Raw genomic sequence first — 25,849 nt, forward strand, 5'->3', positions numbered from 1 at the left:
GAGCCCTTGTTGAGGCCTTCTGCAAGTACCGCAGTGGGCCTCAACATACGCTTGACATTCTCGACGGCGGCGGACATCGAGTCATGCCCCGCCAGCAGGCTAACGCCCATCGGAAAAGTGCCGTCGCGCGATAACGTTCCGTCGGTGATTGAGAACGGCGGGACTGAGGAAAGCGGCCAAACGGATGGGACGCCCAGCGTTGACCTGGGGCGCTCTCCCCGTGTGGTCTTGCGTCGCATCACCAGCCACGATCAAGACGAGTTTCTCGAACGGGTCCGTGCCAGCGTCGGCCTGAACCTGCCAGCGACCCCGGAGGCGTTCCAGGCGTTCCTTGGTCGATTCGACGAGGGGCGATCTGCCGAAGGCTTACTGGTCTGCCTGCGCGACCCCGGAGACTCTGATGTGCTGATGTCCTACCCGGCGGGCAGGATGGGCGCGGGAGGTACAGATGAGCGACATCGCGGACGTTCCACCCGCCGTTGTGGGCCGGCTCCGGGTGATTTGCGGGGAGCTGCCCGAGGCGTACGAGGAGCCGGCGTGGATCGGCCTGCGGTGGCGGATTCGCCGGCGGACGTTCCTGCACGTCTACACCACCGACGGGAGGGGGTCGGCGTACATCGATATGGACGATCCGGCCATCCTGATGACCTTCCGGGCGCCGCCCGGGGAGTTGGCCGCGCTGGCGCATGCCGGCCCTCCGTTCTTCCGGGCCGACTGGGGTGTGAATGTCGTGGGAATGGTGCTGGACGACGAGACGGACTGGGTCGAGGTTGCCGAGCTGGTGACGGACAGCTATCGCGTGCAGGCGCCCCGCCGCCTCGCGTTCCGGCTGAAGGCAGGTGGATGAACCGCCGGCTACCTCCCCACGTTGCCGCTTATCCAGGTTCGGTGCTGAGAAACATTCCTATTCACGGTGGGATAGGTCGGGTTGCCGCACTGGCCAGAGATATTTCAGGAGACGATTCCGATGACGACATCACCCAGTGCCGCATGCTCCGGCCGTCTGGCCGGATTTGCGGGTGCAGTTCATTCCGGGCGTGATCGGCTTCACGAACTGGTAGATGCCTTCGCAGGTCCACCGCGGCGTGACATCGAGGAAGACCTCGCGTCGTTCGTTGGGGAAGCCCGCATTGCTGGTCTTTCCGTAGCCGGTCGTGACTACCTCGCCGGTCGGCACCGCGCCCTGGCTGGGCAGTGCGGGTGCGATGAGGGGCTCCGACAGCAAGATGGGCTGGTCAAGCGCAGGATCGCGAGATCGCCGTCCATTGCCGGGACGCGCCTTCACTCGGTTCGGGCACCGGCCTCGAGCACGGTGAGGTCGCGGACCGCATACCGGTGATGCTCGGCCTCTTCCTTGCACACCACCGTGAGGCAGCGGCGCACGACGTACTCCCGGTCCGGATATGGGTCCGCCGGCTTGCGACCACACACCCGATCGAGCTCGGCCTCGGTGAGCTCGTCGACGACCCGGCGCATCGTGGCCATGCGGGCGAGCCGCGGCGCGAGTACCTCGTCGAGCGTCGGGGTGGCATCGAGGGTGAGCCCGAGCTTCGCCGATGCTTCGGCCGGCATCCCGCCGCCAGGAAGGCCCAACGGGTGGTACGGCGCGTCCTCCTCGAGCACGGCGTTGCCGAGCCAGGCATCGCTGGCCATCAGCAGATGCCGCTGCGTCTCGACCAACGACCACTCGCCGTCGACCTGCTCGTGCAGCTTCGCCTCGGGTAGGCGCCTGGCGCGGTCGAGCGTCTCCTCCCATTGCTTCTCGATGGCATCCCAAGCGGCCCGGTATTCGGCGGCGGACGTGGCCTCACGGGCCAGCACCCGGTTGGGATGCAGCCGGTCGAGCTCGGCCTCGACGTAGGCGGTCACGTCGACGTCGTTGACAACGACACGCTCGAAGCCGCCACCGAGGGAGACGTTGCCCCCATAGCAGTCCACGATCTTCAGGGCGGTGACGTCGCAATCGCGAATCTCGAGGCCGGAGAGGTCGCACAGGTGGATGCGGGCACCACGGAACTGGTCACTTTGGGTGTACTCAGCAGGCATCGGGACAGTTTCCCGTATCCGTCCCGCCCGCGCCAGTGAATGGCACAACGTGAGGGTTGCGTGTTGCGTCCGGGTGGGGAGTGCGGGATCGAGCAGCTTGGCGAGCGCTCGACGATCGATCTTGCCCGCGCGGTTGAGAGGCATCTCGTCCAGCCAGACGTAGACGCGTGGAATCATCGGCGCGGGTAGCCAACTACCCAGTTGGCTCGTGAGCAGCTCGTCGGGTCGCCGTTCGCCGACCAGATAGGCGACGATGGCCGCGCCGCCCGGGGTGTCCTCGCGCAACAGTGCCGCCGCGTCGACCACGCCTCGGCATGCGCGCAGATTGTGCTCCACCTCGCCGATCTCGACCCGGTACCACTGATCTTGATCTGGTCGTCGATTCGGCCGACGTACACGTAGTTCCCGTCCGGCTGAAGCCGAACGTTGTCCCCGGTGGCGTACATGCGCTCGTGTCGAACCCGAGCGCGTGGTAGGCCCGGTCCAGGGCGTCCCACAGGTGCTCCATCCGCGAGCCGACGATCTCCAACGGCCCACCCGACTTCGACCCGGTGACGTCGAGACCGAGGTCCAACTCTTGCTGGCCAGACCTCAGCCGCTGCTGCGCTACCGCTTTGAGCGCTTCCAGTTCGGCGTCATCGTGCGCGGACCCGATGTGCTCGATCTCTCGCGCCCCGCGCCGAGAGGAGTACACGATTTGCACCGCGCGGGCACCCGAGGCTGTCTTCACCGTCCGCACGTACGGAGACACGGCCGTCAGCGTAGACAGGGCGCCGGTTTAGTGCGCACTTTTCGCCGAATCTGGCGACGAATCCCCAGGTCAGCGATTCACGACAAACTGTGATCAAGAAACGTGAGCCAAGTCAGGTTTCACATACCGCGTGTTGATTCCCCTCGACGCCGCCACTCGGGCCGACATCTGGACTACCGCCTTTACGGAGTGCGCGTACTCCGCGTATGCCTTTCGACGCTCCTCGTCCCATCTGGTGGCCTGTTGCCGTCGCCAGCGAGCACGCTCAACAAGGTGGGTAGCAATGTAGGAACCAGCAGCGCCTACGATCACGCCGATGAGGGCCGGCAGTTGGGCAAGTAAGGCGTCCACAGCTCAATGGTGCCCCACATCGATCAGCGATGGACGAGCCCCGTTAGCAAGGGTGTTAGCAAAAGGCCCCCTGTGATCATCACAGGGGGCCTTTGACCTGGAGCCGCCTTCGGGATTCGAACCCGAGACCCCTTCATTACGAGTGAAGTGCTCTGGCCGACTGAGCTAAGGCGGCATGCCGTACGGCTTGGAAGAGTCTACAGGAGCCCGAGGGGTCTTTGCTCCGCCGAATTACCGGCATCGGGAAAGATCATGCGATCCCACCGCGACGTTGCCGGAGCCATCCATCCATGATCACGTGCTGCGCCCCGCCCTGTGGTGCTCCCTCGAAGGAAGCACCACAGCAGCGGTCTCGACCGAGGCTCCGGTCCGGATCTTCTACGCCTGGTCCGGGAGTTCGTTGCCGTAGGCGGCGTCGTGCGCCTTGCGGGGGCCGCAGACGCTGGCCTTGGAGCAGGAGCACCGGCGACCGCCGTCGTTGAGGCGGACGACGACCGAGTCCGAGGGGACGTTGTGGCCCACCACCGTGCCCTGGCCCTGCGGGGTTTCGACGCTGACGCCCACGCGGGGCGCCGTGGCGCGGAACTCCTGATAGAGGGGATGCTCGTATTTCAGGCAGCACATCAGCCGGCCGCACGCGCCGGCGATCCGCAGCGGATTGACCGGCAGGTCCTGGTCCTTGGCCATGCGAACCGAGACAGGCTCGAAGTCCTTGAGGAACGTGGCGCAGCACAGGTCACGGCCGCATGGGCCGATGCCGCCCTGCAAGCGCGCCTCGTCTCGTGGACCGATCTGTCTCAGCTCCACTCTGGCCCGGAGGTTGCGGGCCAGGTCGCGGACCAGGGCGCGGAAGTCGACCCGGTGCGGGGCCGAGAAGTAGACCGTGTAGACGTTGTCCGTGTCGAGGTAGTCGACGCCCACCACCTTCATCGGCAGCGCGTGCCGTTTGATCAGTCGTTTGGAGACGCTGCGGGCTTCGGCCCTGCGGCGCTTGTTGGTCTCGTCGCGGGAAAGATGTTCGTCGCCCGCCATGCCTGCGCACACGGGCAGTCCGTCTATGTCTTCGCTCGTATATTGCGGCGCCCACACGCACTCCGCCACCTCGGGTCCCGAGTCGGTCGGAACCAGCACCTTGTCGCCCACGCTTGGGCTGTGCCCGCCCGGGTCGAGGTAGTAGAGCCGTCCGTAACGGGTGAAGCTCACGGCCATGATCATTCCCATGGGCTCGCGCTCGCCTCCTGACGGCCTCGGGGGTTCTTACGGCCTTCCGTTGCCACATTACGTGTGCCGACGCGGTGACGGTAAAGGGCGTTGCGACGATCAGCCGGAGCACACCTTGCTCTCCTCAGTCGGAATCCCGAAGTGTGCGAAGAGCAGGATCGGGGTCGTCCGGCACCTTTGGTCGACGACTCGGGAGACGCCTGGCATGCGTTCCAGCGCCGCCCTGACACCGGCTCGGTCCGCGTCGCTCGCGTCCGGCACCAACATGATCCGGAACGACTCAGGCATGTCCTCCACCCGGGTCGCGTTGATCAGGGCCTGCTTGTCGGCATGGGCCTTTTTGAAGTTCGCATATGCCTCTGCCTGGTTTTCACGGCCCGCACCTACGGTGAGAGCAGAAGTACGCCCAGGTCCCTCTATAGACGGACCATGGGGCTCAGCCGCAGAAAGGTCGGAGGCCCCGGCCTGGCGCCACATCTGACAGAGCACCCAGTGCCCCGGCATGTGTCACGACCGAGGGCCAGGAGGGCAGAAATTTCCTACTTCAGGCTGTATGTGAGCCCGAGGATGCCCGACGACAGCCGCTTGACGTCCACGAGGTTCAGGTGGGTCGTGTCGATCCCGTCGTAGAGCCGGTAGCCGCTCCCCGCGATCGTCGGGAACAACCAGAACAGGTATTCGTCGACCAGCCTGTGCTCGAGCAGCGTACGGCTCAGCTCACCCCCGGTCCCGACCTTCAGGATGTTCCCGCCGGGCTGCTCCTTGAGCTTGGCCACCTCTTCGGCCACATCGCCCACGATCAGCGTGGCGTTCCACTTCGTCTCGCGGAGGGTCCTGGAGGCGACGTACTTGGGGATGCTGTTCATCCTGACCGCGTAGTCGCCGTACCCCTCCTCCATCGTCGGCCACACCTCCGCGTGGTCCTCGTACGACCTCCGCCCGTACAGGAGCGCGTCCGCCGCGAACAGCACGTCACTGCTCGCGTTCTGATACTCGTCGTCCCAGTTGGGGACCACCCAGTTCTGCGGCGTGCTGGTGACTCCGTCGAGCGTCACCACGGCCTGTTCGACGATCTTCCTCATCGCGCTGCCTCTTTCTGAGTCCGCGTTTCATCAACGCGTCGATCTGGGAGGCGCCGAATCGACAGATCCCTAGAGGTTCTTCACCCGCAGGGAAAGCATCATGGACTCGACCGCGATCTGCGGGTTGACGTTCGCGTCCAGGCGCTCACGACACTGCATCACGGCGTCGATGCGCCGCAGCGTCTCCTCCGGCGTGGACACCTTGGCCATCTGGTCGAGCTCGAACCGGATGTCGTCGTTGGCCAGCTCCACACCCGCCCCGAACTGCATGGCCAGCACGTCGCGGTAGAACGAGACCAGCTCCAGCAGCGCCGCGTCCAGCGAGTCGCGCTTGATCCTCGTGGCGCGGGACTTCTGGCGGTCCTCCAGCTCCTTCAGCGCCCCGGCGCCGCCTCGGACCAGCCCGCGGTTGAGCCCTTTGCCCGTGGAGCCCTCGCCGTAGAGCCTGCGCAGGTCGGTGGTCTCGGTCTCGTTGAGCGCGGCCGTGGAGGCGGCGGCCTCCTCCTCAGCCGTCTTGACCAGCCGCTCGGCAGCTGTGACGCACTCGCCGACGCCCGACAGCGAGCGCGGGATGGAAAGGACCGCCTCGCGCCGTCGCCGCGTCGCCTCGTCCAGCGCCAGGGCGCGGGCCCGGCTGATGTGGCCCTGTGCCGCGCGGGCGGCGAAGCGAGCCGTCTCCCAGGGCACGCTGTCGCGTGTGGCCAGCACGTGCGCGACCGCCTCGGTGCCCGGGGTGGTCAGCGTGACCTGGCGGCAGCGGGACCGGATGGTGATCATCAGGTCGTCGAGGGCGGGAGCGCAGAGCAGCCACACCGTACGCGGCGGCGGCTCCTCGATGGCCTTGAGCAGGGCGTTGGCGGCGGACTCCGTGGCCCGGTCGGCGTCCTCGAACAGAATGACGCGCCAGCGGCCCTGGGTCGGCGCGCCCGCCGCCCTGAGGATGAGCTCGCGGGTCTGCTTGACGCTGTAGGACAGGCCCGCGGGGCGTACGGCCTCCAGGTCCGGGTGGGAGCCGATCAGCACCTGGTGGCACTGGTCGCAGTGGCCGCAGCCGGCGTCGGGACAGAGCAGGGCAGCCGCGAAGGCTCGCGCGGCGTCCTCGCGGCCGGAGCCCGGCGGCCCGGTGAACAGCCAGGCGTGCGTCATGCCGGCGCCGCGCCCACCCCGGACGGCCTCGCCCGCGGCGGCCGCGGCTCGCGACAGCACGGCCGCTGCCTGAGTCTGGCCCACTAGGTCATCGAAGACACCCACGGGTTCAGGTTAGTCGCGGATGGCGGGCATCGTGCCCGTAGCGTCCTCGGACGCCTGAGGCACCGGGTCCGGCAGGATCTCGCGGACCCGGTCCTGGATCACGCGGGTGATCTCCCCGGTCGGGAGCGTGCCGTCCACCACCAGGTAGCGGTCGGGGTCGGCGGCGGCCAGCGCACGAAACTCCTTGCGCACCCGCTCGTGGAAGTCCAGCGGCTCGGCCTCGATCCGGTCCACGGCTCCGCCCAGCCTCTTCAGCCCCACCTCGGGCGGTGTGTCGATCAGCACGGTCAGGTGCGGCACCAGCGCGCCCGTCGCCCATGCGTTGATCTTGGACACGTCCTCGGGGTCGAGCGAGCGCCCGGCCCCCTGGTAGGCGAGCGACGAGTCGACGTAGCGGTCGCAGACGACCAGGGCGCCCCGGTAGAGCGCCGGCCGGATGACCTTCTCCACGTGTTCGGCACGGTCGGCGGCGTAGAGCAGCGCCTCCGCCCGGGCCGACAGCCCGCGCTCGGCGGCGTCGAGCAGGATGGCGCGCAGCCGCATGCCGATCTTGGTGGCGCCCGGCTCGCGGGTCTGCACGACGTCGAAGCCCTGGTCGCGCAGCCAGATGGCGACCAGCCTCGACTGGGTCGTCTTCCCGGACCCCTCGCCGCCTTCGAACGCCACGAACAGGCCCGGCAGGCGCTCGGCCGCCTCGGTCGTCTGGAACCGCTCGCCGCGCAGTGCCGCGATCAGGTCTTCGAAGAGCGGGACGCCCTTCCTGTCGTCCATGTGCCACAGCCCGAGGATGCCGACGACGGTGGCGAGCACGCCGCCGGCGAGCAGCACCAGGTTGGTGCCGTTGAACTGGTAGGACAGGTCGCCGAGCTGGAGCACGTGCTCGCCGAACAGGGCCGCGAGCGGGTTGGCCGCGGCCACGACGAGCAGCAGCGTCACCCTGGCGGTGGACTGCAGGAACGAGAACGTCCGGCCGCGCATCGAGTCCTCGACCTCGAGTCCGATGAGCGTGTAGCCGATGATCCAGGCGATGCCGGCGCACGCGCCGAGCACCACGGTCAGCATGACCACGATCACGAGGTTGTGGACCAGCGCGATGGCGGCCAGCACGAGCCCCGCCACGATGAGCGCCATGCCGAACAGCCGGCGGCGCGACAGCCCGCGCAGCAGCCGGAGCCCGAAGAACATGCCCAGCGCCATGCCGACGAAGACCGCGCCGAACACGATGCCGTAGGCGGCGTCGCCACCGCCGAGGGCCACCACGTAGATCTTGGCGACGCCGACCACCGCGCCGCCTGCCGCGAACGCCCCGAGCATCCCGATGATGAGACCGCGCACCAGGCGGTTGCGGCCGACGAATCGCCAGCCCTCGACGATCTGCTTGAGCACCGACGGGGTGGAGATCGCCCCGTCGCGCTTGGGGATGTCGCGCAGCGTGAAGATGAGGAACGCCGAGACGAGGTAGGCGCAGGCGTTGACCACGAGCGCCAGCGCGGTCGCGTCCATCCAGTCCAGGAACGGCAGGACGTTGCGGGTGACGTCGCCTGCCAGGGACAGGGCCGCGAACAGCAGCGCCGCGATCGGCGCGGTGCCGTAGGTGACCATCAGGTTGAGCTGGTTGGCCGACTCCAGCTGCTCCTTGGGCACCAGGTTGGGGACGGTGGCGTCCTTGGCCGGGACCCAGAAGAGGTTCACGCATTCGACGAGGAGCGTCGCGATGATGACCCACTGATAGCTGTTGACCAACGGGATCGACAGCACCACGGCGAACCGGGCCAGGTCGGAGGTGAACATCGTGAGCCGCCGGTCGAACCGGTCGGCGAACGCGCCCGCGAGCGGCCCCAGCAGCACCGCGGGCAGCATCTTGGCGATGAACACGCCGCCGATGGCCAGCGACTGGGTGCGGTAGTCGCCCTGCGTGAGGTTTCCGGCCAGAGCGGTCAACGCCAGAATGTTCAGCCAGTCGCCCAGGCTGCACACCGACATGGCCGTCCAGAGCCGGCGGAACGGCGCGATTGCCAGCACGTGGGTTTGTCGGCCTCGGCCAAGGGCGGTCATGATGTCAGCGTATCCAGGTGTTCGCTGCGAGTGGGATGTCAAGCGACGAGTCGGATATACCCGGCGGCTCGTCGCTGAGGGTATTACGTCTACGGCCCCGTTCGCAGGTTACACAGAGCGAATGGGCCCCCGAAAGGTCAGCCGCCTCCGCGTGCCTGCTCGACCAGTGGCGCCCAGGCCGATCGGACGGCGGCGGGCAGGTCGAGATCTGCCCAGAGCTCGACCAGCAGCACCCCGTCCACGTGGTCGAGTAACTCCTGTGGCCGGCCCTCGCGCAGCAGCGCGGAGTAGGCGTCCCGCCGCTGGTCGCGATCGGCCAGATCGTAGACCCGCCCGTCCCGCCGCACCGTGCCCAGCGCCTCGGCCACCGGCAGGCGGGGCAGGTGGTCGGGGACGGAGAACGGCCGGCCGTCGGCGACCCCGGAGGAGAACTCCGCCTTGGGCTCCAGCGCCAGCCTGAACCCGGCAGCGTCGAGGATCCGCCCAGCGGTTTCGAGCGTGGGCGACTTGCGCCCGTGCTCGTAGGCCGACAGCGTGGTCCGCGAGGTGCCGCTGACCCCGGCGAGCTCCTTCTGGCGCATGCTCGCCGCGTGCCGGGCCTGCTTGAGCAGCATCCCGCCCTGCTCCGCCCAGAACCTGACGTCCAGCGCCATCACCACCTTCGCGTATCCCTTCGAATACTACCGCACGGTGATCGTAAGAGTGCGGAAAGTCAGCGAAGCTCGAGCATGGTGATCTCGGGCGGAGCCCCCACGCGGACCGGCGGCCCCCAGAAGCCGGCCCCGCGCGTGACGTACACCTGCACCCCGTCGACCGTGCCCAGCCCCGACACCAGCGGCTGCTGCATCGGGATCACGAAGTTGAACGGCACCATCTGGCCGCCGTGCGTGTGCCCGGAGAGTTGCAGGTCGACGCCGTATCGGGCGGCCTGCTCGGCCTGCACCGGCTGGTGCGCGAGCAGGACGGTGGCCCGGCTCTCGTCACGCCCGCCGAGCGCGGCGGCGAAATCGGGCCCGTCGTCCATGGCGACGCCGTTGACGTCGTTCACCCCGGCCAGGTCGAGCACGGCCCCCTGGTGGCGGATCTCCACCCGCTCGTTGCGCAGCGACCGCACCCCCAGCCCGCCCAGCTCCTCGACCCACTCGCCGGGACCGTTCGCCGTGTAGTACTCGTGGTTGCCCGTCACGAAGAAGGAGCCGTAGCGCGACTCCAGCCCACGCAGCGGCCTGGCCAGCGCGCCGAGGCTCTCGACCGAGCCGTCGACCAGGTCTCCGACGATCGCGACCACGTCGGCCTCCAGGCCGTTGATCATCCGGACGATCCGCTCGGTGTGCGCCCTGCCTGTGAGCGGTCCCAGGTGGATGTCGCTGACCACGGCGAACCGCAGCCCGCGCAGCCGGGAGTCCAGCCCCGGCAGCGTGACCCTGACCGGCTCGATCACTGGATCGCCCAGCGCGACCGTCACGCCGTAACCCACCGTGCCGAGCGCGCTCGCGCCCGCGACGGCGGCCGTGGCCCGCCCCAGGAAGAGCCGCCTGCTCATCGGGTCCGCGACCGGCGGGCGCTCCCCCGTGTCCGACGGGCCGGGCCGCGCGGCGGGCGCCGCCACCAGGGCCGGCTCGGCCACCCTCGCCTCGGGCCTGGCCCGCCGCCGGATGAGCAGCCCCGCCACCGCTCGCGGCACCTCCAGCAGCAACAGGAAGACGAGCAGGTAGAACATGACCGCCACCCACATGTATCCCGGCCAGCTCAGCCAGGACAGCGCCTCCAGGCGCGCTCCCCCGAAGGCTGCCAGCACCAGCAGGAACAGCACGGCCATGGCCACTGTCAGCCCGGTGCGCACCCTTCCCGGCCGGGTGGTGGAACGCACCAGCCGGTGCCACAGATAGAGGTGGATCGAGACGACCACACCCACGACCACGAAGAGGAAGCCCACGTCGTCATGTTATGAGCGGCCCCGAAGGGCCGCGTGCACCGGCCTGAGAGGGCTCTCAGGACTTGGCCGCAGGCTTCTTCGCGGGCGCCTTCTTCGCCGGAGCCTTCCTGGCAGTGGTCTTCTTCGGGGCGGGGGCCCGCTCACGCCGCTCGGCCAGCAGCTCCGCCGCCCGCTCGATCGTGATCTCCTCCACCGTGTCGCCCTTGCGCAGCGAGGCGTTGGTCTCGCCGTCGGTGACGTACGGCCCGAAGCGGCCCTCCTTGACCACGACGGGCTTCTTGGAGGCGGGGTCGTCGCCCAGCTCGCGCAGCGGCGCCGCGGCCGCGGCACGGCCCCTGCCCCGCTGCTTCGGCTGCGCGAACAGCTCCTTGGCCTGCTCGATCGTGACCGTGAACAGGTCCTCCTCGGAGGCGAGCGACCGGGAGTCGGTGCCCTTCTTCAGGTAGGGGCCGAACTTGCCGTTGTGCGCCCACACCGGCTCGCCCTCCAGCTCGCCGACGTGCCTGGGGATGGAGAGCAGCTTGAGCGCGTCGTCGAGGGTGATGGTGTCGAGCGACATCGTCTTGAACAGCGAGCTCGTGCGCGGCTTGGGGGCGTCGGCCTTCTTCGTCCGCTTCTTCGGCGCCCCCTCGGCGGGCGGCGCCTCCTCCGGCAGGATCTCCGTCACATACGGCCCGAAGCGCCCGTCCTTGGCCACGATCACGTGCCCGGACTCCGGGTCCTGCCCCAGCTCGCGATCGCCCGTGGGCCGCGAGAACAGCTCCTCGGCCTTCTCGGCGGTCAGCTCGTCGGGCGTCATGTCCTCGGGCACGTTCACCCGGGCGCCGTCCCTGTCCAGGTAGGGGCCGTAGCGGCCGACCCGGATGACGATGTCGGTGCCCCTGATCGGGAAGGAGCTGATCTCCTTGGCGTCGATGTCGCCGAGGTCGCTGACCATCTCCTTCAGGCCCTCGTCGCCGTCCTCGCCGTAGTAGAAGCGCTGCAGCTCCGGCACCCGCTCGGCGCGGTCGTTGGCGATGTCGTCGAGCACCTTCTCCATCTCGGCGGTGAAGTCGTAGTCGACCAGGTTGCCGAAATGCTGCTCCAGCAGGTTGACCACGGCGAACGCGAGGAACGACGGCACCAGCGCCGTGCCCTTCTTGAACACGTATCCGCGGTCCAGGATCGTGCCGATGATCGACGCGTACGTCGACGGGCGGCCGATCTCGCGATCCTCCAGCTCCTTGACCAGCGACGCCTCGGTGTAGCGGGCCGGCGGCTTGGTCGAGTGCCCGGCCGCGTCCAGCCGCGACGCGGTCAGCGGATCGCCTTCGGCCAGGTTGGGCAGCCGCTTCTCGGAGTCGTCGCGGTCGGTCGACGGATCGTCGGCCCCCTCGACGTACGCCTTCAGGAAGCCGTAGAAGGTGATCGTCCGGCCGGAGGCGGTGAACTCGACGTCCTCGCCGGCCGACGACCTGCCGCCCACCTTCACCGTGACCGACTCGCCCACGGCGTCCTTCATCTGGGACGACACGGTGCGCTGCCAGATCAGCTCGTAGAGCCGGAACATGTCGCCGGACAGCCCGGTCTCACCCGGCGTGCGGAACTCCTCGCCCGACGGCCTGATCGCCTCGTGCGCCTCCTGCGCGCTCTTAACCTTGCTGGCATAAACGCGAGGCTTGTCCGGAACATACGCCGCGCCGTACAACTTGATCGCCTGTGAGCGCGCGGCGGCCACGGCGGTCTCCGACAGCGTGATGCTGTCGGTACGCATGTAGGTGATGAAGCCGTTCTCGTAGAGCCGCTGCGCGACCTGCATCGTGTACTTGGCGGAGAAACCCAGCTTGCGGCTGGCCTCCTGCTGCAACGTGGTCGTCCGGAAAGGCGCGTACGGCTTGCGGGTGTACGGCTTGCGCTCGACGGACTTGACGGCGAACGACGAGCTCCTGAGCCTGCCGGCCAGCTCGCCGGCGGCCGCCTCCGACAGGTGCAGCACGTCGGCGTTCTTGAGCTGGCCCGTGCTGGCGAAGTCGCGGCCCTGCGCCACGCGCCTGCCGTCGACGCCGGTCAGGTTCGCGGTGAAGTCGCGCGGCCGCTCCTCGGCCCTGCCCGTGTCGAACAGCGCCTGCAGGTCCCAGTAATGGGCCGGGGTGAACGCCAGGCGCTCGCGCTCCCGCTCCACCACGAGCCTGGTCGCCACCGACTGGACGCGACCGGCGGACAGGCGCGGCTTGACCTTCTTCCACAGGACCGGGCTGACCTCGTAGCCGTAGAGCCGGTCCAGGATGCGCCTGGTCTCCTGCGCGTCGACCAGGCGCAGGTTGAGGTCGCGCGGGTTGGCGACCGCGTCGCGGATGGCCTGCGGGGTGATCTCGTGGAAGACCATGCGGTGCACCGGCACCTTGGGCCTGAGCACCTCGCGCAGGTGCCAGGCGATGGCCTCGCCCTCGCGGTCCTCGTCAGTGGCCAGGTAAAGTTCGTCGGCGTCCTTGAGCAGCTGCTTCAGCTTGGCGACCTGCGACCGCTTGTCGGGGTTGACGACGTACAGCGGCTCGAACTCGTGCTCCACGTTCACGCCGAGGCGCGCCCACGACTCCCCCTTGTACTTCTCGGGGATGTCGTCGGCCCGCTCCGGCAGATCGCGGATGTGGCCGATGCTGGACTCGACGATGTAGCCGCGCCCCAGGTACCCGGCGATCGTCTTCGCCTTGGCGGGCGACTCGACGATCACCAGGCGTGTTCCGCCGGCGCTGCCGTTCTTGGCTGGCACGCTGCTTCCTACCTCGCTGTTCGCTAGCAAAATCCCCCTGCCGGGAGCCGGCACAGATCTGAAAGGTAACCCGACTCGCGGAAAATTCCTTCCCCCCGGGCTACCCACTACCTTCCGGGTCCACCCACAAGCACGCAGAATAAGGCCCATCGAGCTGCATGGCGCCCTGACTCACCCTGGAGACTAATCGTTGTGCTCGACTACTCCTACATGGATATCTTCATTCCGCGCGACCTCTCACGCGAAGCAGCACGTCAGCTGCTGACCGAACACGCGGAGTACGGCCAGTGGGAGCTCTCGCGGGTGCGCCTGCATCCCGACGGAAGCCGCCACGTACGACTCCGCAGAAAGATCATGCGAGTCCGGAGCACGCTCTAGCGTCCGGACATGGCTTTGCCCGCTCCGGGCCGCGCCCCCGGAACGGGCAAAGCGTTCAGCGCTCACTGCTCGCTGGAGGCGAGCAGTGGCCGTATGCGGTTACTTCCGGCCGAGGCGGAAGCGGCGGGTGGTGGCGAAAAGCGTGGCCGAGGCGGCGAGCATGCCGCCCAGGACCAGCGCGAACAGCGAGCCGGTGGTCATCCCGACGACGCCGGTGGGCTGAGCGGCGCTCATCAGACCCAGGCCACCGGTGGGCAGGCCGCCCGTCGCGGAGCCGACGGCGCCGCCGACCGGGGTGGAGCCGACCAGCGAGGTGGCCGGGGCGAGCGCGGACACCGGGCCGGAGGCCCCGGCGGCCGGCTTCTTGCCCTTGGGGGCCGGGGTGGCGGGCTGGCCGGGCAGGCCGGGCAGAGCGGGCAGCTCCGGCAGGCCGAACGCGCTCGCCGCGTCACCGAGGACCGGCAGCGACGGCAGGCCGGAGCCGCTCATCTGCTGGGCGACCGTGCCGACGTCCTGCAGGCCGCTCAGCGCCGGGACGGCGGGCATCGCGGGCAGCATGCCGCTCGCCGCGTTGTGCGGGACCTTGCCGGTGTGACGCATGTAGTGGTCGTAGCCGCGGTCGTGATCGGGCTTGCCGACGTTGGCCCCGCCCAGGCAGCCGGCGGCGGCGTCGCCCAGGACGGCGACCGCGTTGCCGCAGACGTTGATCGGGGCGGTGATCGGCGCGATCACCTGGTTGCCCGCGAGCACGCCCGACCTGCCGGAGGTGGTGTTGCCGCCCCCGCCCACGCCGTTGTGGGGGGAGACGCCGGCACCGCCCTTGCAGTGGGCCTCCGCCAGGCCGAGCGCCGCCACGGCGTTGCCGCAGGCGTTGATCGGCGCGGTGATCGGAGCCACGACCTGGTTGCCGCTGAGGACGCCCGACCTGCCGGACGTGGTGTTGCCGCCGGCGCCCTTGCCGCCGTTCTTCACCGAGGCCCCGCCCTTGCAGCCGGCGAACGCCTCACCGAAGACCGCGACGGCGTTGCCGCAGACGTTGACCGGCGCGGTGACCGGGGCCACGACCTGGTTGCCGCTGAGGACGCCCGACCTGCCGGACGTGGTGTTGCCGCCCGCTCCGGAGCCGCCGCCGGAGTTGTGCACCGACGAGCCGCCCTTGCATCCGGCCGGCGCGTTGCCCACCGCGTTGCCGCAGGCCGTGATGGGCAGGCTGACGGGGGCGATGACCTGGTTGCCGCTGCCCGCGCCGAAGCGCCCGTCGGTGTCGTTGCCGGTCGAGCCCCAGTGGCGCCCGCTCTGGTAGCCGTGGCCCGGCCCGCCGCCGTTGGTGACGGACGAGCCGCCCTTGCAGCCGGCGAACGCCTCGCCGAAGGCCGCCACCGCGTTGCCGCAGATGTTGATCGGGCCGCTGATCGGCGCGATCACCTGGTTGCCGCCGAGGACCGAGTTGCGGCCGGAGGTGGTGTTGCCGCCGGCCCCGACGCCGGTGTTGTGCACGGAGGAGCCGCCCTTGCAGCCCGCGGTGGCGTCACCGAAGATCGCCAGCGCGTTGCCGCAGGCGTTGACGGGGGCCGAGATCGGCGCGGTGATCTGGTTGCCGCCGAGGACGCTGGAGTCTCCGGAAGTACGGTTGCCGCCCGCGCCCCCCTTGCCGGAGTTGCGGACGCTCGCACCGCCCGTGCACCCGGCGTCGGAGCTGCCGAACAGCGAGACCGCGTTGCCGCAGGCGTTGACCGGGGCACTGATCGGCGCGTTGACCTGGTTGCCGCCGAGGACGCTGGAGTTACCCGACGTCTTGTTGGGGATGCCGCCCCTGTCGGTGTTGACCACCGAGGCGCCGCCGCGGGAGGAGGCGCTGGACTCGCCGGCCGCGGCGACGGAGTTGCCGCTGATGTCGATCGGCAGGGAGATGGGGAGGTTGACCTGGTTGCCGCCGCCGATGGAGGCGTCACCGGAGGTGTCGGCGAGCGCGGTACCGCCGCCGAAAGACATGACTGCTACCGCGAGCAGAGCCGCAGGGGCCGAAGCCTTCGCCCACGTACGCATAATGGATGCTCCTACTGATCTTGGGGGAAATTCCTGACAGTTCGCGGGCAGCCGAGGCCGTGCGAGGTCGCGATGCGCCGCACACAGCGGAGACCTCGGATTTGGCGAACCAGTGATTGACGTGTCACCCACTGGCGGAGGGGCAATCAGGCCGCGCTCCGCCGCCGGCAGTCGAAAGCCGGAACCTGTGGCGGGGATCAGTCAGGTGAGAAAGAGGGGTCGTCCGCCGCTGTGCGGACGACAGGGGGCAGCTCGAACGCCATGGGGGCGTGCCGAACCTCCAGCCGCGGGTCGAAGACGGACCTCGCGACATCCCCCACGTTGGGCCCGAATGGGCCGTTGCCACCGCCGTTGGGCACCAGACCGTCGGTGTCCAGGATGTTGTCGGCGGTGGAAGGCGGCGGAAGGCCGGGGTCGGACTGGCTGGTGAGCCCGTCGACCGTCAGCCCCGCCATCGCCCCGGCGTCGGACGACGCCGGGACCGTCCCGCTCACCGGCGAGCTGCCGATGGCGGCCTGAGGTGTGCCGGCTCCTGTCGCCGCGGTGGAGTCCGCGGCCGCCGGAGCGGCGGAGAGCATCCCGAACGCGACGGCGAGCAGCCAACCGGCGGCCACCAGGGCCCCGGCCGCAGCCGCTCGCACGATGACCCGACGGGCGCCGGCCGCGAACCGCGCCATCCGGTCAGCCCGGCAGGTGATCGAGCCGTCCGCTGAGATCGTCGCGGGCACGCGCCGCGCAGCGAGGGAGATCTCCCTCGGCTGCTGCGCCGACGTGCGTGCCACGTGACCTCCCGAATTCCAAGACCGACCTCACATGGTGAGGCCGGTCCGTGGACTCACCCCTCAACGGTCCGTAACCGTAGCAGCACCCACGGTTGCCGCAAGGGCTTTTCAGCAGAGATCCAGCGACTGGTCAAGGCTGCCCACCACAAACCCGGTCGAATCACCCCTGACCTGCTCCTGCGACCCATGACACGCCCGCCGGAAGCACAGTTTTCGGGGATGGGCCATCGGATGGATCGTGGCCAGGGCGCCTCTCCACATACCTGGTATGACGCACCCCTCAGAGTTTGCTAACCTTACGGAGCCGACGCGAGATGACGGTCTCGCGTGCAGGCACCACGTCCGGGTGGCGGAATAGGCAGACGCGCTAGCTTGAGGTGCTAGTGCCCTTTGCGGGGCATGGGGGTTCAAGTCCCCCCTCGGACACCAGTCTCATAGAAGGTGCCAGGTCTCTGACCTGGCGCTTTTGCTTTCTCTTGGCTCTGAGGGTTCAAGTCGGAAAACCCATAGCCCCAGGCCAGGCGCATGGGGGTTCATCTCCCTCTCCGACATACGCGGTAAGCCCATGACCCGCAGTACAGGCGCTCGCTCACCTGCTCGAACCCGCGTAGTCATGGAGAACTTCGGTGCCGTAGGTGAAGAGTCGGCGGCGGGTTCCAGACTCAGCTCCCGCTGCAAGGCGTCAATCGCCGGCCTGCTGGGCTACATGTGCGGGAAGAACTGCCCGAGAAGATCGAGGCAGCAGCACTCCACGCCTGCCGGGTGATGCAGCACAATAGCCCTCGCGGCCGATCGTTGATGATCGGATTCTTGGTCGAACCTGATCTTGGCGATGCGGCCGCATCCGTGCTCGACCGGTTACGGAATCGCGACCCCGATCACGCCTGGTCACCTCTTCACGATCTTTGTGCCAGAGCCATTTCTGATGGCCACCAGCCGAGACAACCCAAGACCATCTACCTGGGGCATCCTCATGGCCGTTGACACTTGCTGAAACTCCTGCGGGGTCACGATCGCAGAATGGGCGGGCGCAGAGTAGCGGGGTTACGTGAGATTGCCAGCACCAAGCCGCCCGTCCGCTCCTCCCACCGCGGCGGGCTTGCGCGTCCGCGCGCTGGTGCGGACCGGCAGGGGATGCGCCTCAACCTCCGTCCGTCGCGCTCTTCAACATTAGTGTTGCATTAGTGATGCACTGAGTGGGTAGACTAAATGCATGAAGACGTTCCCTTTCAGCGCGCTGGCTCGTGACCGCAACGAGGTCTTCCCCGAACTCGACGTTGCCGACGTGCTACTCGAGCGTCGAGACGCCGAAAACGTATGGCTAGTACGTGACGAGCGCTACCAAGCAGCCCGTGCCGCGCTCCTCACGCTGGCCCGATCTATGACCATCGTGGCCCGCTCCAATCGAGTCCTGGCAGAAGAAGCCCTGGCCGAGGACCTCCCGTGGCTGATCTGGCTTCCGGAGCACGAGCGGCCGCAGTGTGTCCGCGAGCTCCTCGCCCACCTGCTGGCCGGAGCGGACACTGGGGAGTTGCTGCCCTATGCCCGGGCCCGCCGGTCATGGACTTCCACCGCTCTGGCCTGGAGCGACCCCGAGATCGCCCGTGACCTCGCCAATCCGTTCGACGGCAGCGGCGGGCAGTCCATCGACGGTGCTGAGTGAGCGGCCGGGGCGAAGAGATCCGCCGACCTACCGGATGGATCGTACGAGCCGCCAGCGCCAAAGCTTGGAAGGCATGGCGGGAACTACGCTCGCAAGTGCCCGGCAACTGCGACCGATGCTGGCTGGACCTTACAGGCGATCCACGCCGGGTCGACGACCGGCAACACCCACTGTCTGGATCGCTGGGCACCGTTAAGCACGACAACCGTAATTTGGAGCAGTGGCAATACGAGGTCACTTCCGGGGGACGCATCTGGTATGCCATCGACGACACCGAAACGACCATCTGGCTCACCATGGTCGCAGCCGGCCACCCCAAGGCATCCGAACGACGAAACCGCTAGCCACCACGGAGCCGACGGCGTCGAGAGAGACCGGTGACCGAATCCGCGTGAACCACAGCATCCGTCCCTCCTATTTGCACGGCGTAACCGGCACGGTAGTCGGCTTCGCCCACAAGAACGTCCGCGTGCTCCTTTACACTCCCCTCGGCTGCTTCACCGACTGCGAGGTCACGGTTCCCCCGCTTGATGGAGTCGGCGTGACCGCTCTTTCTCACCTTTCCGGCCACGAGGCCGTGCTCGTTCTCACCAAGTTCCTGGCCGTACACCCCGTGCTGGGGGACGAGGCAGAGACGATCGCACAAGAAGCGATCCGGACCGTACCCACGGGACTCGCCGAAGAGCTCCGGACCTCGATCATGCAACTGGACATCGAGGTACTGTCCAGACGAACCGGATATCAGCCGGGCGGGGCTGGGTCGAGCCCCACGACGTCGCCAACGAAATCCTCGACGAGGTCGTCGAGCCGTTCCTGGCCGATGCCGTACGACGAGCCGAAGCCGGTGCCGCCGACACCGCCATCACGATGGGCCTCGACATCATCGACTGCCTGTACGCCCTGCCCACACCCACAGAGCTCGACGACATGGTGCTCTTCTCGTACTGCGGAGAGGACTTCGCCCGCCCGGGAGCACGAACGCTCACCGAACGCCTCGGCAAGGCCGGCGTCGCACTGCCGGAATCCGAACTCGTCGGCGCTGCACCCGGTTAGTTCGGCTCGACATAGGCCACGGTCGTCGCAACGAGTGGTCACTAGGCTCCGACCACGCGGCCTATCTGCCCACCCGGTCAAAACGCCGCGCGGTCGCCGGGTGTGATGGGCTGGAGCATGCCCAAGAGCCGCGGCCGCCGCAAAGCCACCAGCAGCAAACCGGTCCGTCGTTCGCCCCTCCCGCCGCGCCGATCGGACCTGCTGCTGCGGGATGCCCGGCAGCTCACCGGCCTGACCGACCCGCTGATGGCCGAGACCTGGGCCAGCGGCTGGCTCGGCGACGCGTGGGTGACCGCGGAGTTGAGCGAACGCGAGGCGGAGCATCGGTTGTGCATGGAGGTGACGGGGCGGGCATCCACCACACCCTCACCACACGGCCTGAACGCGATCGCCGCGCTGGTGCGGGTCGCACCCGCCACCGACGTAACCATGCTGGCCGAGACGATCGACATTCTGGCCGAGACCCAGCCGCTACCGCCCTGGCACACCGCCATGCCTGCGGGCACGGCGTGGACAGCGGTGGCGGCGTGGCGGGCGGTGGACGTGTGGGAGAGCGAACGAGTGCTGCTCATCGACTATGACGGCCCTCATCCCCATACGCTGATGGCCTAGATCCTTCAGGGCGGCGGGCTGATGATCGGCACGCTCACGATCTTGGAACCCGGCGCCGCCGCACAGTGGGACCACCTGCGCGAGGCCAAGGAGGTGCCCATGCCGATCAGCCAGGCTCCGGTGCCCGACGTGCTCGCCGACCTGGCTGACGCACTGCGTGCCACCGACATGACCTGGCCGCGTAACGACGATGAGACCTTCGTCGACCATCGGGCGCTGGCCTGGTCCCGGTGCCGCGACCACCTGCCTGGCTGGGCCGAACGGGACAGTCTGCCCGAAACCGAACGCCACCGTCTGGTCCAGCGGTTCACCACCGACATCCTCCTCCTGGGTGGATCCGATCGAGGCACGCCGGATCCGGCCCGGCCAAGACCACACCGACGTCACCATCGTCCAGATCACCGATCTCCTCGCCGATCTGCAGGCGACCGGCAGGCTCGCCGTCGGCTACCCCCCGCCGCTGGTCATGCTGGATGCGGGCAACTACGCCACCGACATCTCCCACGCGCTGGCCGGCCACCCGGTCCAGGTGCTGGTCCGGCTGCGCGCCACCCGCGTCTTCTACGCCGATCCCGAACCCCGCAGACCCGGCGAAATGGGAGCGGGTAAGCGCCACGGCCGCGAGTTCTCCTGCTCCGATCCAGCCAAGCGACACGCCCCGGACATCGCCCTGAGCGCCGACTCACCCCGCTACGGCCGCGTGAGGGTCCGCGCCTGGACGGGCCTGCATCAAAAACTCAACCGCACCGGCCGCTGGACCGGCCACCCCGCCGATGAGCGGCTGCCCATCGTGCGCGGCACCGTCATCCAGATCGTGGTGGACCGGCTGCCCGACGGCCGCAAGCCGACCAAAGATCTCTGGCTGTGGCACACCGGCCCGGCCCCGGTCGACACGGCGCTGGTGGACCTGTTGTGGAAGGCCTACCTGCGCCGCAAGCTTGCGCGGACGGCCGGTGATCGGGCGCGCGTACTGGCGATGGCCACGCTGCGCGCCGCCGGGGGACATCAAGCGGGCTTCGGCGAGTTGGCCATCAACTGCGCTGAAAGGATCCGGGCATTACTCGCGCAGCCGCAACGGGCGCCGGGCGACTGGTCGATCGCGCTGCCCGCCGGATGCGCGTGCGAGCTTTGCGAAGTGCTCGGCACGTTCCTCCGGCATCCTGAACGGCGTGCTCTCGACTGGCCGCTCGCCAAGGACAAGCGCAGGCATGTCCACGCCCGGATAGATGACGCTGAGCTGCCGGTCCTTCACGAGACCAGACGGCAAAGCCGCCCGTACACCCTGGTACTGACCAAGACAGAAGCTCTCTTCGAACGCGAGCGTCTCGCCCGCGAGCGCGACCAAGCGGATCTGGCTTGGCTCACCGATGAGTGGAAGGTCTCCACCTGATCCGTCACAGACATCGTCAGGCCACATCGGCTGGGCTCGGGTGATTTCGTTTGCCGGCGCTTCTCCTTCCAGTCCTGTGCCGGCTCAGCCTGTCCGGCCATCCATGACGACCGGCGTTGCTCCGGGCACGTCCACCCGCAGAGCGCCAGGGGCCTGGTCGTAGACCAACTCAAAGTGTCGGCCGCGGAAATAATCGATGATCTCCCCGACTCCAGGCGCCCGGACGGTCGACTCCGCGGCCAGGAGCAGACCGGCCAGGCGATGTGTACGCCACCACCGCCACCACGACAAGGGCGGCGAGGGCGTTGCCCCCGGCGTCCCCGAGCCGGGCCCCGCTCGGTGCGAAGGCTACGGCCCAGCCAGCAGGCGGTGCTCGGCGTCGTTGCCTTTGACCGTCCAAGCGGGTGCCTGGGCGTTGCGATCCCCCTCTCCCTTCATCGCGACCGCACATGGCCGCCGTCAATCTGGTCTGGCGCGGATCATTCGAGGCTGCGGGCCCCGATTAGCGACATGGTAAGGCTTGGGCACATCCAGGCCGCTAGCATGATGGAGATCAAAATGACCGTAATTCAAAGGACGTTACCTCGTGTCTGATATGTCCGATGCAGTGGAATTGCAGATAATTGTCGAGGGTGCAGAGGCTGCGTCCCACGCTGTGGGGTTGTTTAACTGGCTTGGTCTGGAGGATGAACTGCGAGGGCGGGTACGGCCTCAGCGGCGAGCACCAGAGCCGGGAGAGATGGGCGCGTCGGTGGAGTTGCTGACGGTAGCGGTGGGCTCCGGTGGCGCGGTGGCGGTGCTGATCCAATCGGTGTGCACCTGGTTTACCTCCCGCCGTACCGACGTCAAGGTCACCATCAACGCTGCCGACGGGCGGCATATCGAGGTGGATATCCGTCGTGCTGCGGACCCGGCGGCGGTGCTGCGGGAGGTGGCGGAACAGTTCCCGGCGGCTGTCGAGCGGCATAGTGAGTCGTAAGCCGCTCCTGGATGGTAGGGGCAGCCGGGCGGTGCTCATCGGGGCAGGTACCTTCCGTGACCCGGAGTTGCCTGACATCCCGGCTGTGCGCACGAACCTGGAAGACCTGCGCCAAGTGCTGACGCATCCCGTACATGGCCTCCTCACAGCCGATCATTGCCAGGTGTTGGCCGATCCGGCAGATCAGGCCGCTGTCGGCGTGGCCTTGACCGCCGCTGTCCGCGAGGCGGAGGATCTGCTGCTGGTCTATTACTGCGGACACGGGGTCCTCGACGACACCGGAGTGCTGCACTTCGCTCTGACCGGCACGAATGCCGAGCACGTCGGTTTTTCCGCTATCCACGTCGACCTTGTCAAACGCATGGTCGGTAGCGCTCGCGCCAAAGCCCGCGTGCTCCTACTGGACTGCTGCTTCTCCGGCCAAGCCGTCACAGTCATGAGCAACCGGAGGAGCCTCGCCCTGGGGCAGCTTGATCTGACGGGCACCTATACCTTGACGTCCACGCCTGCTACCTCCCTCTCTCACGCCCCACTCGGTGCCCGGAACACCGCCTTCACCGGAGCGTTGCTGAACGCACTACGCATACCCGGCCCGCTCACCCTGGATCAGATCCACCGCCACATCGACCAAGAACTGGTTGGCCGAGGCCTCCCCCGCCCGCAACGCCGTTCGGTCGGCACCGCCGGAAACCTCACCGTGACACGGGGGCCGATCAAACCCCCGCCCCCACCTGCTGTCACTGGACTGTCCTCTCAACAAGGACTCCGTCCGGCCGCTTTCCGCTCCCGCAAGAAGCCGCCGGGCGCTGCGGCGAAGACTGGCCGTGCCCTGCTCGCGATGTTGCCGCTCGCTGTGCTCCAGGGCAGCACCTACGTACCCCAGGCGCCAGACTCATTCCTCGATGCCACGCGCGTAGTGGCGGGAGTCTGGAGAGACGACGAAGGAAATCGCAATAACGGAGCAGATTCGAGCTACAACGAAGACGTAATCGCGGGATTACTTGATCTTGCCGACTTAAAGGGAGGTCTTACATTCAAGAAGATCGCGCGAGAAGATGCGGTAGGAACGCTAATAAGTCGCGAAGTTCACATCGCCGGCACGCTGGGCATAACCCCATCCAGGGAAAGAGTAGTCGATTTTGTTGGTCCGCTCGCTTCCTCGCGACTGGGCGCATTAGTTCGTCGCCAAGAAACAGGTATCAAAAAAATTTCTGACCTTTCCGGGCGGCGTGTATGCACGATCGCGACTTCGACAACAGTCGACTCTCTGGAGAAGGTCACAGAGGGGGTGCAGATCATCGTAGAACAGGGTCTTGGTGGCTGCCTCACCAGCCTATATCGGCGCGCAGTGGACGCGATCGTCGGAGACCGGTTGACACTTGCCGGCATGCAGTTAGCGGAGCAACAAGATACTAAACTTATCGAGGGGATCAGGTTCGGCCATCGCGAATCCACGGGATTCGCGATAGCCAAGGACAATCATGACACTTGCGAACGCCTCCGAATCGCCTTGCAAAAATACGTCGGCAGCAACGATTGGCGGAAACACTTCAGCGAACGCCTGCCTTCAAAGGAGGATTTTCTCGAAGCGCAACCCACATGGGAAGAGATCAACGAAATGTCTTGCCGAGAAAGCGCAGCAGGCTGAGTGGCCTGCAATGACGTGAGTTCTTCAGAATTCCAGCACGCGCGATCAACAAGGCGCTGCCCGACAGACCGATTGGCAGGTGCAGACAGCAAGCAAATCACGTTGTGCGGATGCGATGTACGAGGCCCAGGGAAGCGGAAGCGGCAGACCATGTGCGTCCGGTGGTGCTCCCCCCTCGGACACAGACAGTTCGCCTGTGGAGTCCTGGTCACGTGTATACGTGGCCAGGGCTTTTCTGTTTCGCCGGGCGCCGGGGCAGCGCGCCTTCAGCGGCCGGGGCGGCGGATCGTGACGGGGCCGCCGGGGGTTCTGACGGTCATCAGGGACCCCGAGATCGAGACCTCCGGGTCGGCGGTGCCCGGCACGATCACGGTCAGCACGTCGGGCGCCTCCGGTGACTCCACGGTGATGGTCTCGGCGGTGCGCTGGTAGCCGAGCGAGATCGTGCCGGGGAGCAGCGCCCGGCCCCTGGCGGGGAACAGCAGGAGCGTCACCCGCCAGTCCCCGTCGCCCAGCACCACCGCGCCGTCGTCCTGGGAGACGAGGGTGAGCCCGGGGTCCACGTGCCAGAGACTGCGCACGGTGCCGGCGGGCACGCTGTCGTGCACGGCCAGCAGGTCCGGTGAATGGTTGACCAGGACGCGCCGGGTCCTGGTCACTCCGTAGGCGTCGTCGGACAGCTCGAAGCACTGGCGTGAGGAGCCGAGCGCGGAGCTCAGCAGGCGGGTGGGCGTGCCAGGGCGGAAGGCGCCCGGGACGACGGGCACGTTGTGCGCCTGAGGGGTGCGGGTCCAGTCCACGTAGGCGGTCCGCTCATAGGAGTGGAAACCCGCCTCCACCAGGATCCGGCGGCCCTGGGCGCCATAGGTGACGCCCAGGTGGTCCTCATGCCCGTGCAGCGCCCGCCCCGGGCCGAACCTGATCGAGTAGTGGGCTGAGCCGGGATCGTCCCACGTCGTCCGGCCGAAGACGTACCCGGCGTCGAACACCCGCACCACCGGCCCTTCGTGCGGGAACCCGTCCGCCCGGACGTTCGCCGGGCTGTCGCCGATGGGGACGAGGTAGCCGTCGGGTTGGGTGGCGTGGGCGATGTACGCCTCCAGCGCGGCTCTCCTGGCGACCAGCCGCTGGGGCGGTTCGGCTCCGCTCTCCCTGATGGCCCGCAGCGCCACGCCGAGCCGGCGGTGCACGTACAGGCCGTAGCGGGGAGCCTGCTCGTGCAGCACCCCTTGCTCGTCGATGGCCAGCTCGGCGGAGGCGGTCATCCTGCGTACGGCCAGGTCGCGCCACCTCGCCCGGCCCAGGCGGCAGCCGACGACCAGCAGCGCGACGTCCTGGTCCAGGCCGTGGTTGTGGCCCTCGCGGTAGAGCGCCGGATCGGCCAGGAGCTCGCCGTGCTCGGCCAGGCCGTCCCAGAGCCACCGGGTCCGGACGTGCTCGCTGAGGCACACGAGCACGGGGGCGCGCAACGCGATCGCGTGTTCGGCCCACGCCCACGGGCTGACCCCGCGGCCGCCGCGCAGGTTCTCGCGCGTCCAGTGCTCGGCCAGGTGCGCGGCGCGCCGCAGGTACGCCGACTCTCCCGATCGCTCGTACTCGGCGACCAGGCGGCCCACCCAGCGCAGCGTGTGCAGGTTCAGCGCCCAGGAGCGGTTGCCGTGCGGGTTCGTGCTCCAGTCCACGTCCGCGCCGAGATCGACGGGTGGCAGTCCGGCGAACGTGACGCGCCCGCTCATCACCTCCTCCACCTTGCTCATCGGGAACTGGTCGCTCAGGCAGATGGCCCTGCCTGAGAGCATGCGGGCACGCCGGAACACGTCATGGCTCCTGATTTTGGGCGCGCGGCACCTACGTGC

The 25,849-nt window shown here is 68.1% G+C and carries 22 protein-coding genes, 2 tRNA genes and 1 pseudogene; 9 read left to right on the plus strand and 16 right to left on the minus strand.

The window, feature by feature from the left end:
* Positions 1 to 239: hypothetical protein (locus V5E28_RS36710; protein ID WP_336213943.1), on the minus strand; the 239-nt coding region annotated here is incomplete at its 3' end.
* A 209-nt stretch (positions 240 to 448) separates the two neighbouring features.
* Between V5E28_RS36710 and V5E28_RS36715 the strand changes: the two genes are divergently transcribed.
* A complete protein-coding gene (locus V5E28_RS36715) occupies positions 449 to 847 on the plus strand; it encodes an MmcQ/YjbR family DNA-binding protein (protein ID WP_127933457.1) in 399 nt (132 codons plus the stop codon).
* Between the two features lie 129 nt (positions 848 to 976).
* On the opposite strand, the gene V5E28_RS36720 is transcribed toward V5E28_RS36715, so the two are convergent.
* From V5E28_RS36720 to topA, 12 genes and pseudogenes are all read right to left on the minus strand, one after another.
* Positions 977 to 1,225: a trypsin-like serine protease gene (locus V5E28_RS36720; protein ID WP_214324877.1), complete on the minus strand. Its 249-nt coding sequence runs from the start codon at positions 1,223 to 1,225 to the stop codon at positions 977 to 979.
* A gap of 56 nt (positions 1,226 to 1,281) precedes the next feature.
* Positions 1,282 to 2,382 (minus strand): DinB family protein, encoded by a 1,101-nt coding sequence (locus tag V5E28_RS36725; protein WP_336213949.1) that lies wholly within the window; start codon positions 2,380 to 2,382, stop codon positions 1,282 to 1,284.
* A gap of 109 nt (positions 2,383 to 2,491) precedes the next feature.
* Positions 2,492 to 2,797 (minus strand): annotated as a pseudogene (locus V5E28_RS49745) (IS1634 family transposase); the annotation flags it as partial.
* 449 nt (positions 2,798 to 3,246) lie between these two features.
* Positions 3,247 to 3,323 (minus strand) — tRNA-Thr (locus tag V5E28_RS36730).
* A 203-nt stretch (positions 3,324 to 3,526) separates the two neighbouring features.
* On the minus strand, positions 3,527 to 4,363 hold the full coding sequence (locus V5E28_RS36735) for a PSP1 domain-containing protein (RefSeq protein ID WP_336214125.1): 837 nt from the start codon (positions 4,361 to 4,363) through the stop codon (positions 3,527 to 3,529).
* Positions 4,364 to 4,468: 105 nt separating this feature from the next.
* Entirely contained in the window at positions 4,469 to 4,873 is a 405-nt protein-coding gene (locus V5E28_RS49750) for a permease-like cell division protein FtsX (protein WP_442945927.1), read from the minus strand.
* Positions 4,874 to 4,908: 35 nt separating this feature from the next.
* Positions 4,909 to 5,451 carry a dihydrofolate reductase family protein gene (locus tag V5E28_RS36740; RefSeq protein ID WP_336213951.1) on the minus strand — a complete coding sequence of 181 codons (543 nt, stop codon included), beginning with the start codon at positions 5,449 to 5,451 and terminating at the stop codon, positions 4,909 to 4,911.
* A 69-nt stretch (positions 5,452 to 5,520) separates the two neighbouring features.
* Complete coding sequence (locus V5E28_RS36745; protein ID WP_336213953.1) at positions 5,521 to 6,702, minus strand: DNA polymerase III subunit delta'; 1,182 nt, start codon at positions 6,700 to 6,702, stop codon at positions 5,521 to 5,523.
* Positions 6,703 to 6,711: 9 nt separating this feature from the next.
* A complete protein-coding gene (gene tmk / locus V5E28_RS36750; protein ID WP_336213955.1) occupies positions 6,712 to 8,757 on the minus strand; it encodes a dTMP kinase in 2,046 nt (681 codons plus the stop codon).
* A gap of 137 nt (positions 8,758 to 8,894) precedes the next feature.
* Complete coding sequence (locus V5E28_RS36755) at positions 8,895 to 9,410, minus strand: helix-turn-helix transcriptional regulator (protein ID WP_336213956.1); 516 nt, start codon at positions 9,408 to 9,410, stop codon at positions 8,895 to 8,897.
* A 59-nt stretch (positions 9,411 to 9,469) separates the two neighbouring features.
* Positions 9,470 to 10,693 (minus strand): metallophosphoesterase, encoded by a 1,224-nt coding sequence (locus V5E28_RS36760; RefSeq protein ID WP_336213958.1) that lies wholly within the window; start codon positions 10,691 to 10,693, stop codon positions 9,470 to 9,472.
* A 55-nt stretch (positions 10,694 to 10,748) separates the two neighbouring features.
* On the minus strand, positions 10,749 to 13,442 hold the full coding sequence (gene topA, locus V5E28_RS36765) for a type I DNA topoisomerase (RefSeq protein ID WP_336213959.1): 2,694 nt from the start codon (positions 13,440 to 13,442) through the stop codon (positions 10,749 to 10,751).
* Positions 13,443 to 13,634: 192 nt separating this feature from the next.
* Between topA and V5E28_RS36770 the strand changes: the two genes are divergently transcribed.
* A complete protein-coding gene (locus tag V5E28_RS36770) occupies positions 13,635 to 13,820 on the plus strand; it encodes a DUF5703 family protein (RefSeq protein WP_219467591.1) in 186 nt (61 codons plus the stop codon).
* A 99-nt stretch (positions 13,821 to 13,919) separates the two neighbouring features.
* On the opposite strand, the gene V5E28_RS36775 is transcribed toward V5E28_RS36770, so the two are convergent.
* Entirely contained in the window at positions 13,920 to 15,812 is a 1,893-nt protein-coding gene (locus tag V5E28_RS36775; RefSeq protein ID WP_336213962.1) for a chaplin family protein, read from the minus strand.
* 251 nt (positions 15,813 to 16,063) lie between these two features.
* Positions 16,064 to 16,648, minus strand: a complete 585-nt coding sequence (locus V5E28_RS36780; protein WP_336213964.1) for a hypothetical protein — start codon at positions 16,646 to 16,648, stop codon at positions 16,064 to 16,066.
* A 340-nt stretch (positions 16,649 to 16,988) separates the two neighbouring features.
* Between V5E28_RS36780 and V5E28_RS36785 the strand changes: the two genes are divergently transcribed.
* The 7 genes from V5E28_RS36785 to V5E28_RS36815 all read left to right on the plus strand — a co-directional run bounded on the left by V5E28_RS36785 (position 16,989) and on the right by V5E28_RS36815 (position 23,993).
* Positions 16,989 to 17,077: transfer RNA gene (locus V5E28_RS36785), tRNA-Leu, on the plus strand.
* 784 nt (positions 17,078 to 17,861) lie between these two features.
* Positions 17,862 to 18,311 (plus strand): hypothetical protein, encoded by a 450-nt coding sequence (locus V5E28_RS36790; protein WP_336213966.1) that lies wholly within the window; start codon positions 17,862 to 17,864, stop codon positions 18,309 to 18,311.
* A gap of 867 nt (positions 18,312 to 19,178) precedes the next feature.
* Positions 19,179 to 19,364 (plus strand): hypothetical protein, encoded by a 186-nt coding sequence (locus tag V5E28_RS36795; protein WP_336213967.1) that lies wholly within the window; start codon positions 19,179 to 19,181, stop codon positions 19,362 to 19,364.
* 117 nt (positions 19,365 to 19,481) lie between these two features.
* Complete coding sequence (locus V5E28_RS36800) at positions 19,482 to 19,976, plus strand: hypothetical protein (protein WP_336213969.1); 495 nt, start codon at positions 19,482 to 19,484, stop codon at positions 19,974 to 19,976.
* A 331-nt stretch (positions 19,977 to 20,307) separates the two neighbouring features.
* The gene (locus V5E28_RS36805) at positions 20,308 to 21,366 is read left to right on the plus strand and encodes a hypothetical protein (protein WP_336213971.1); all 1,059 of its coding nucleotides are present in this window, start codon (positions 20,308 to 20,310) and stop codon (positions 21,364 to 21,366) included.
* Between the two features lie 595 nt (positions 21,367 to 21,961).
* Positions 21,962 to 22,345 (plus strand): effector-associated constant component EACC1, encoded by a 384-nt coding sequence (locus V5E28_RS36810; protein ID WP_336213973.1) that lies wholly within the window; start codon positions 21,962 to 21,964, stop codon positions 22,343 to 22,345.
* Between the two features lie 31 nt (positions 22,346 to 22,376).
* Positions 22,377 to 23,993, plus strand: coding sequence for a caspase, EACC1-associated type (locus V5E28_RS36815; protein WP_336213975.1), 1,617 nt, complete (start codon positions 22,377 to 22,379; stop codon positions 23,991 to 23,993).
* 266 nt (positions 23,994 to 24,259) lie between these two features.
* Here the strand turns inward: V5E28_RS36815 and V5E28_RS36820 are convergent, their stop codons facing one another.
* The gene (locus V5E28_RS36820) at positions 24,260 to 25,810 is read right to left on the minus strand and encodes a heparinase II/III domain-containing protein (protein WP_336213976.1); all 1,551 of its coding nucleotides are present in this window, start codon (positions 25,808 to 25,810) and stop codon (positions 24,260 to 24,262) included.
* Positions 25,811 to 25,849: the final 39 nt, after the last annotated feature.

The sequence above is a fragment of the Nonomuraea sp. LPB2021202275-12-8 genome (genome assembly GCF_037044575.1).
GTDB lineage: Bacteria > Actinomycetota > Actinomycetes > Streptosporangiales > Streptosporangiaceae > Nonomuraea.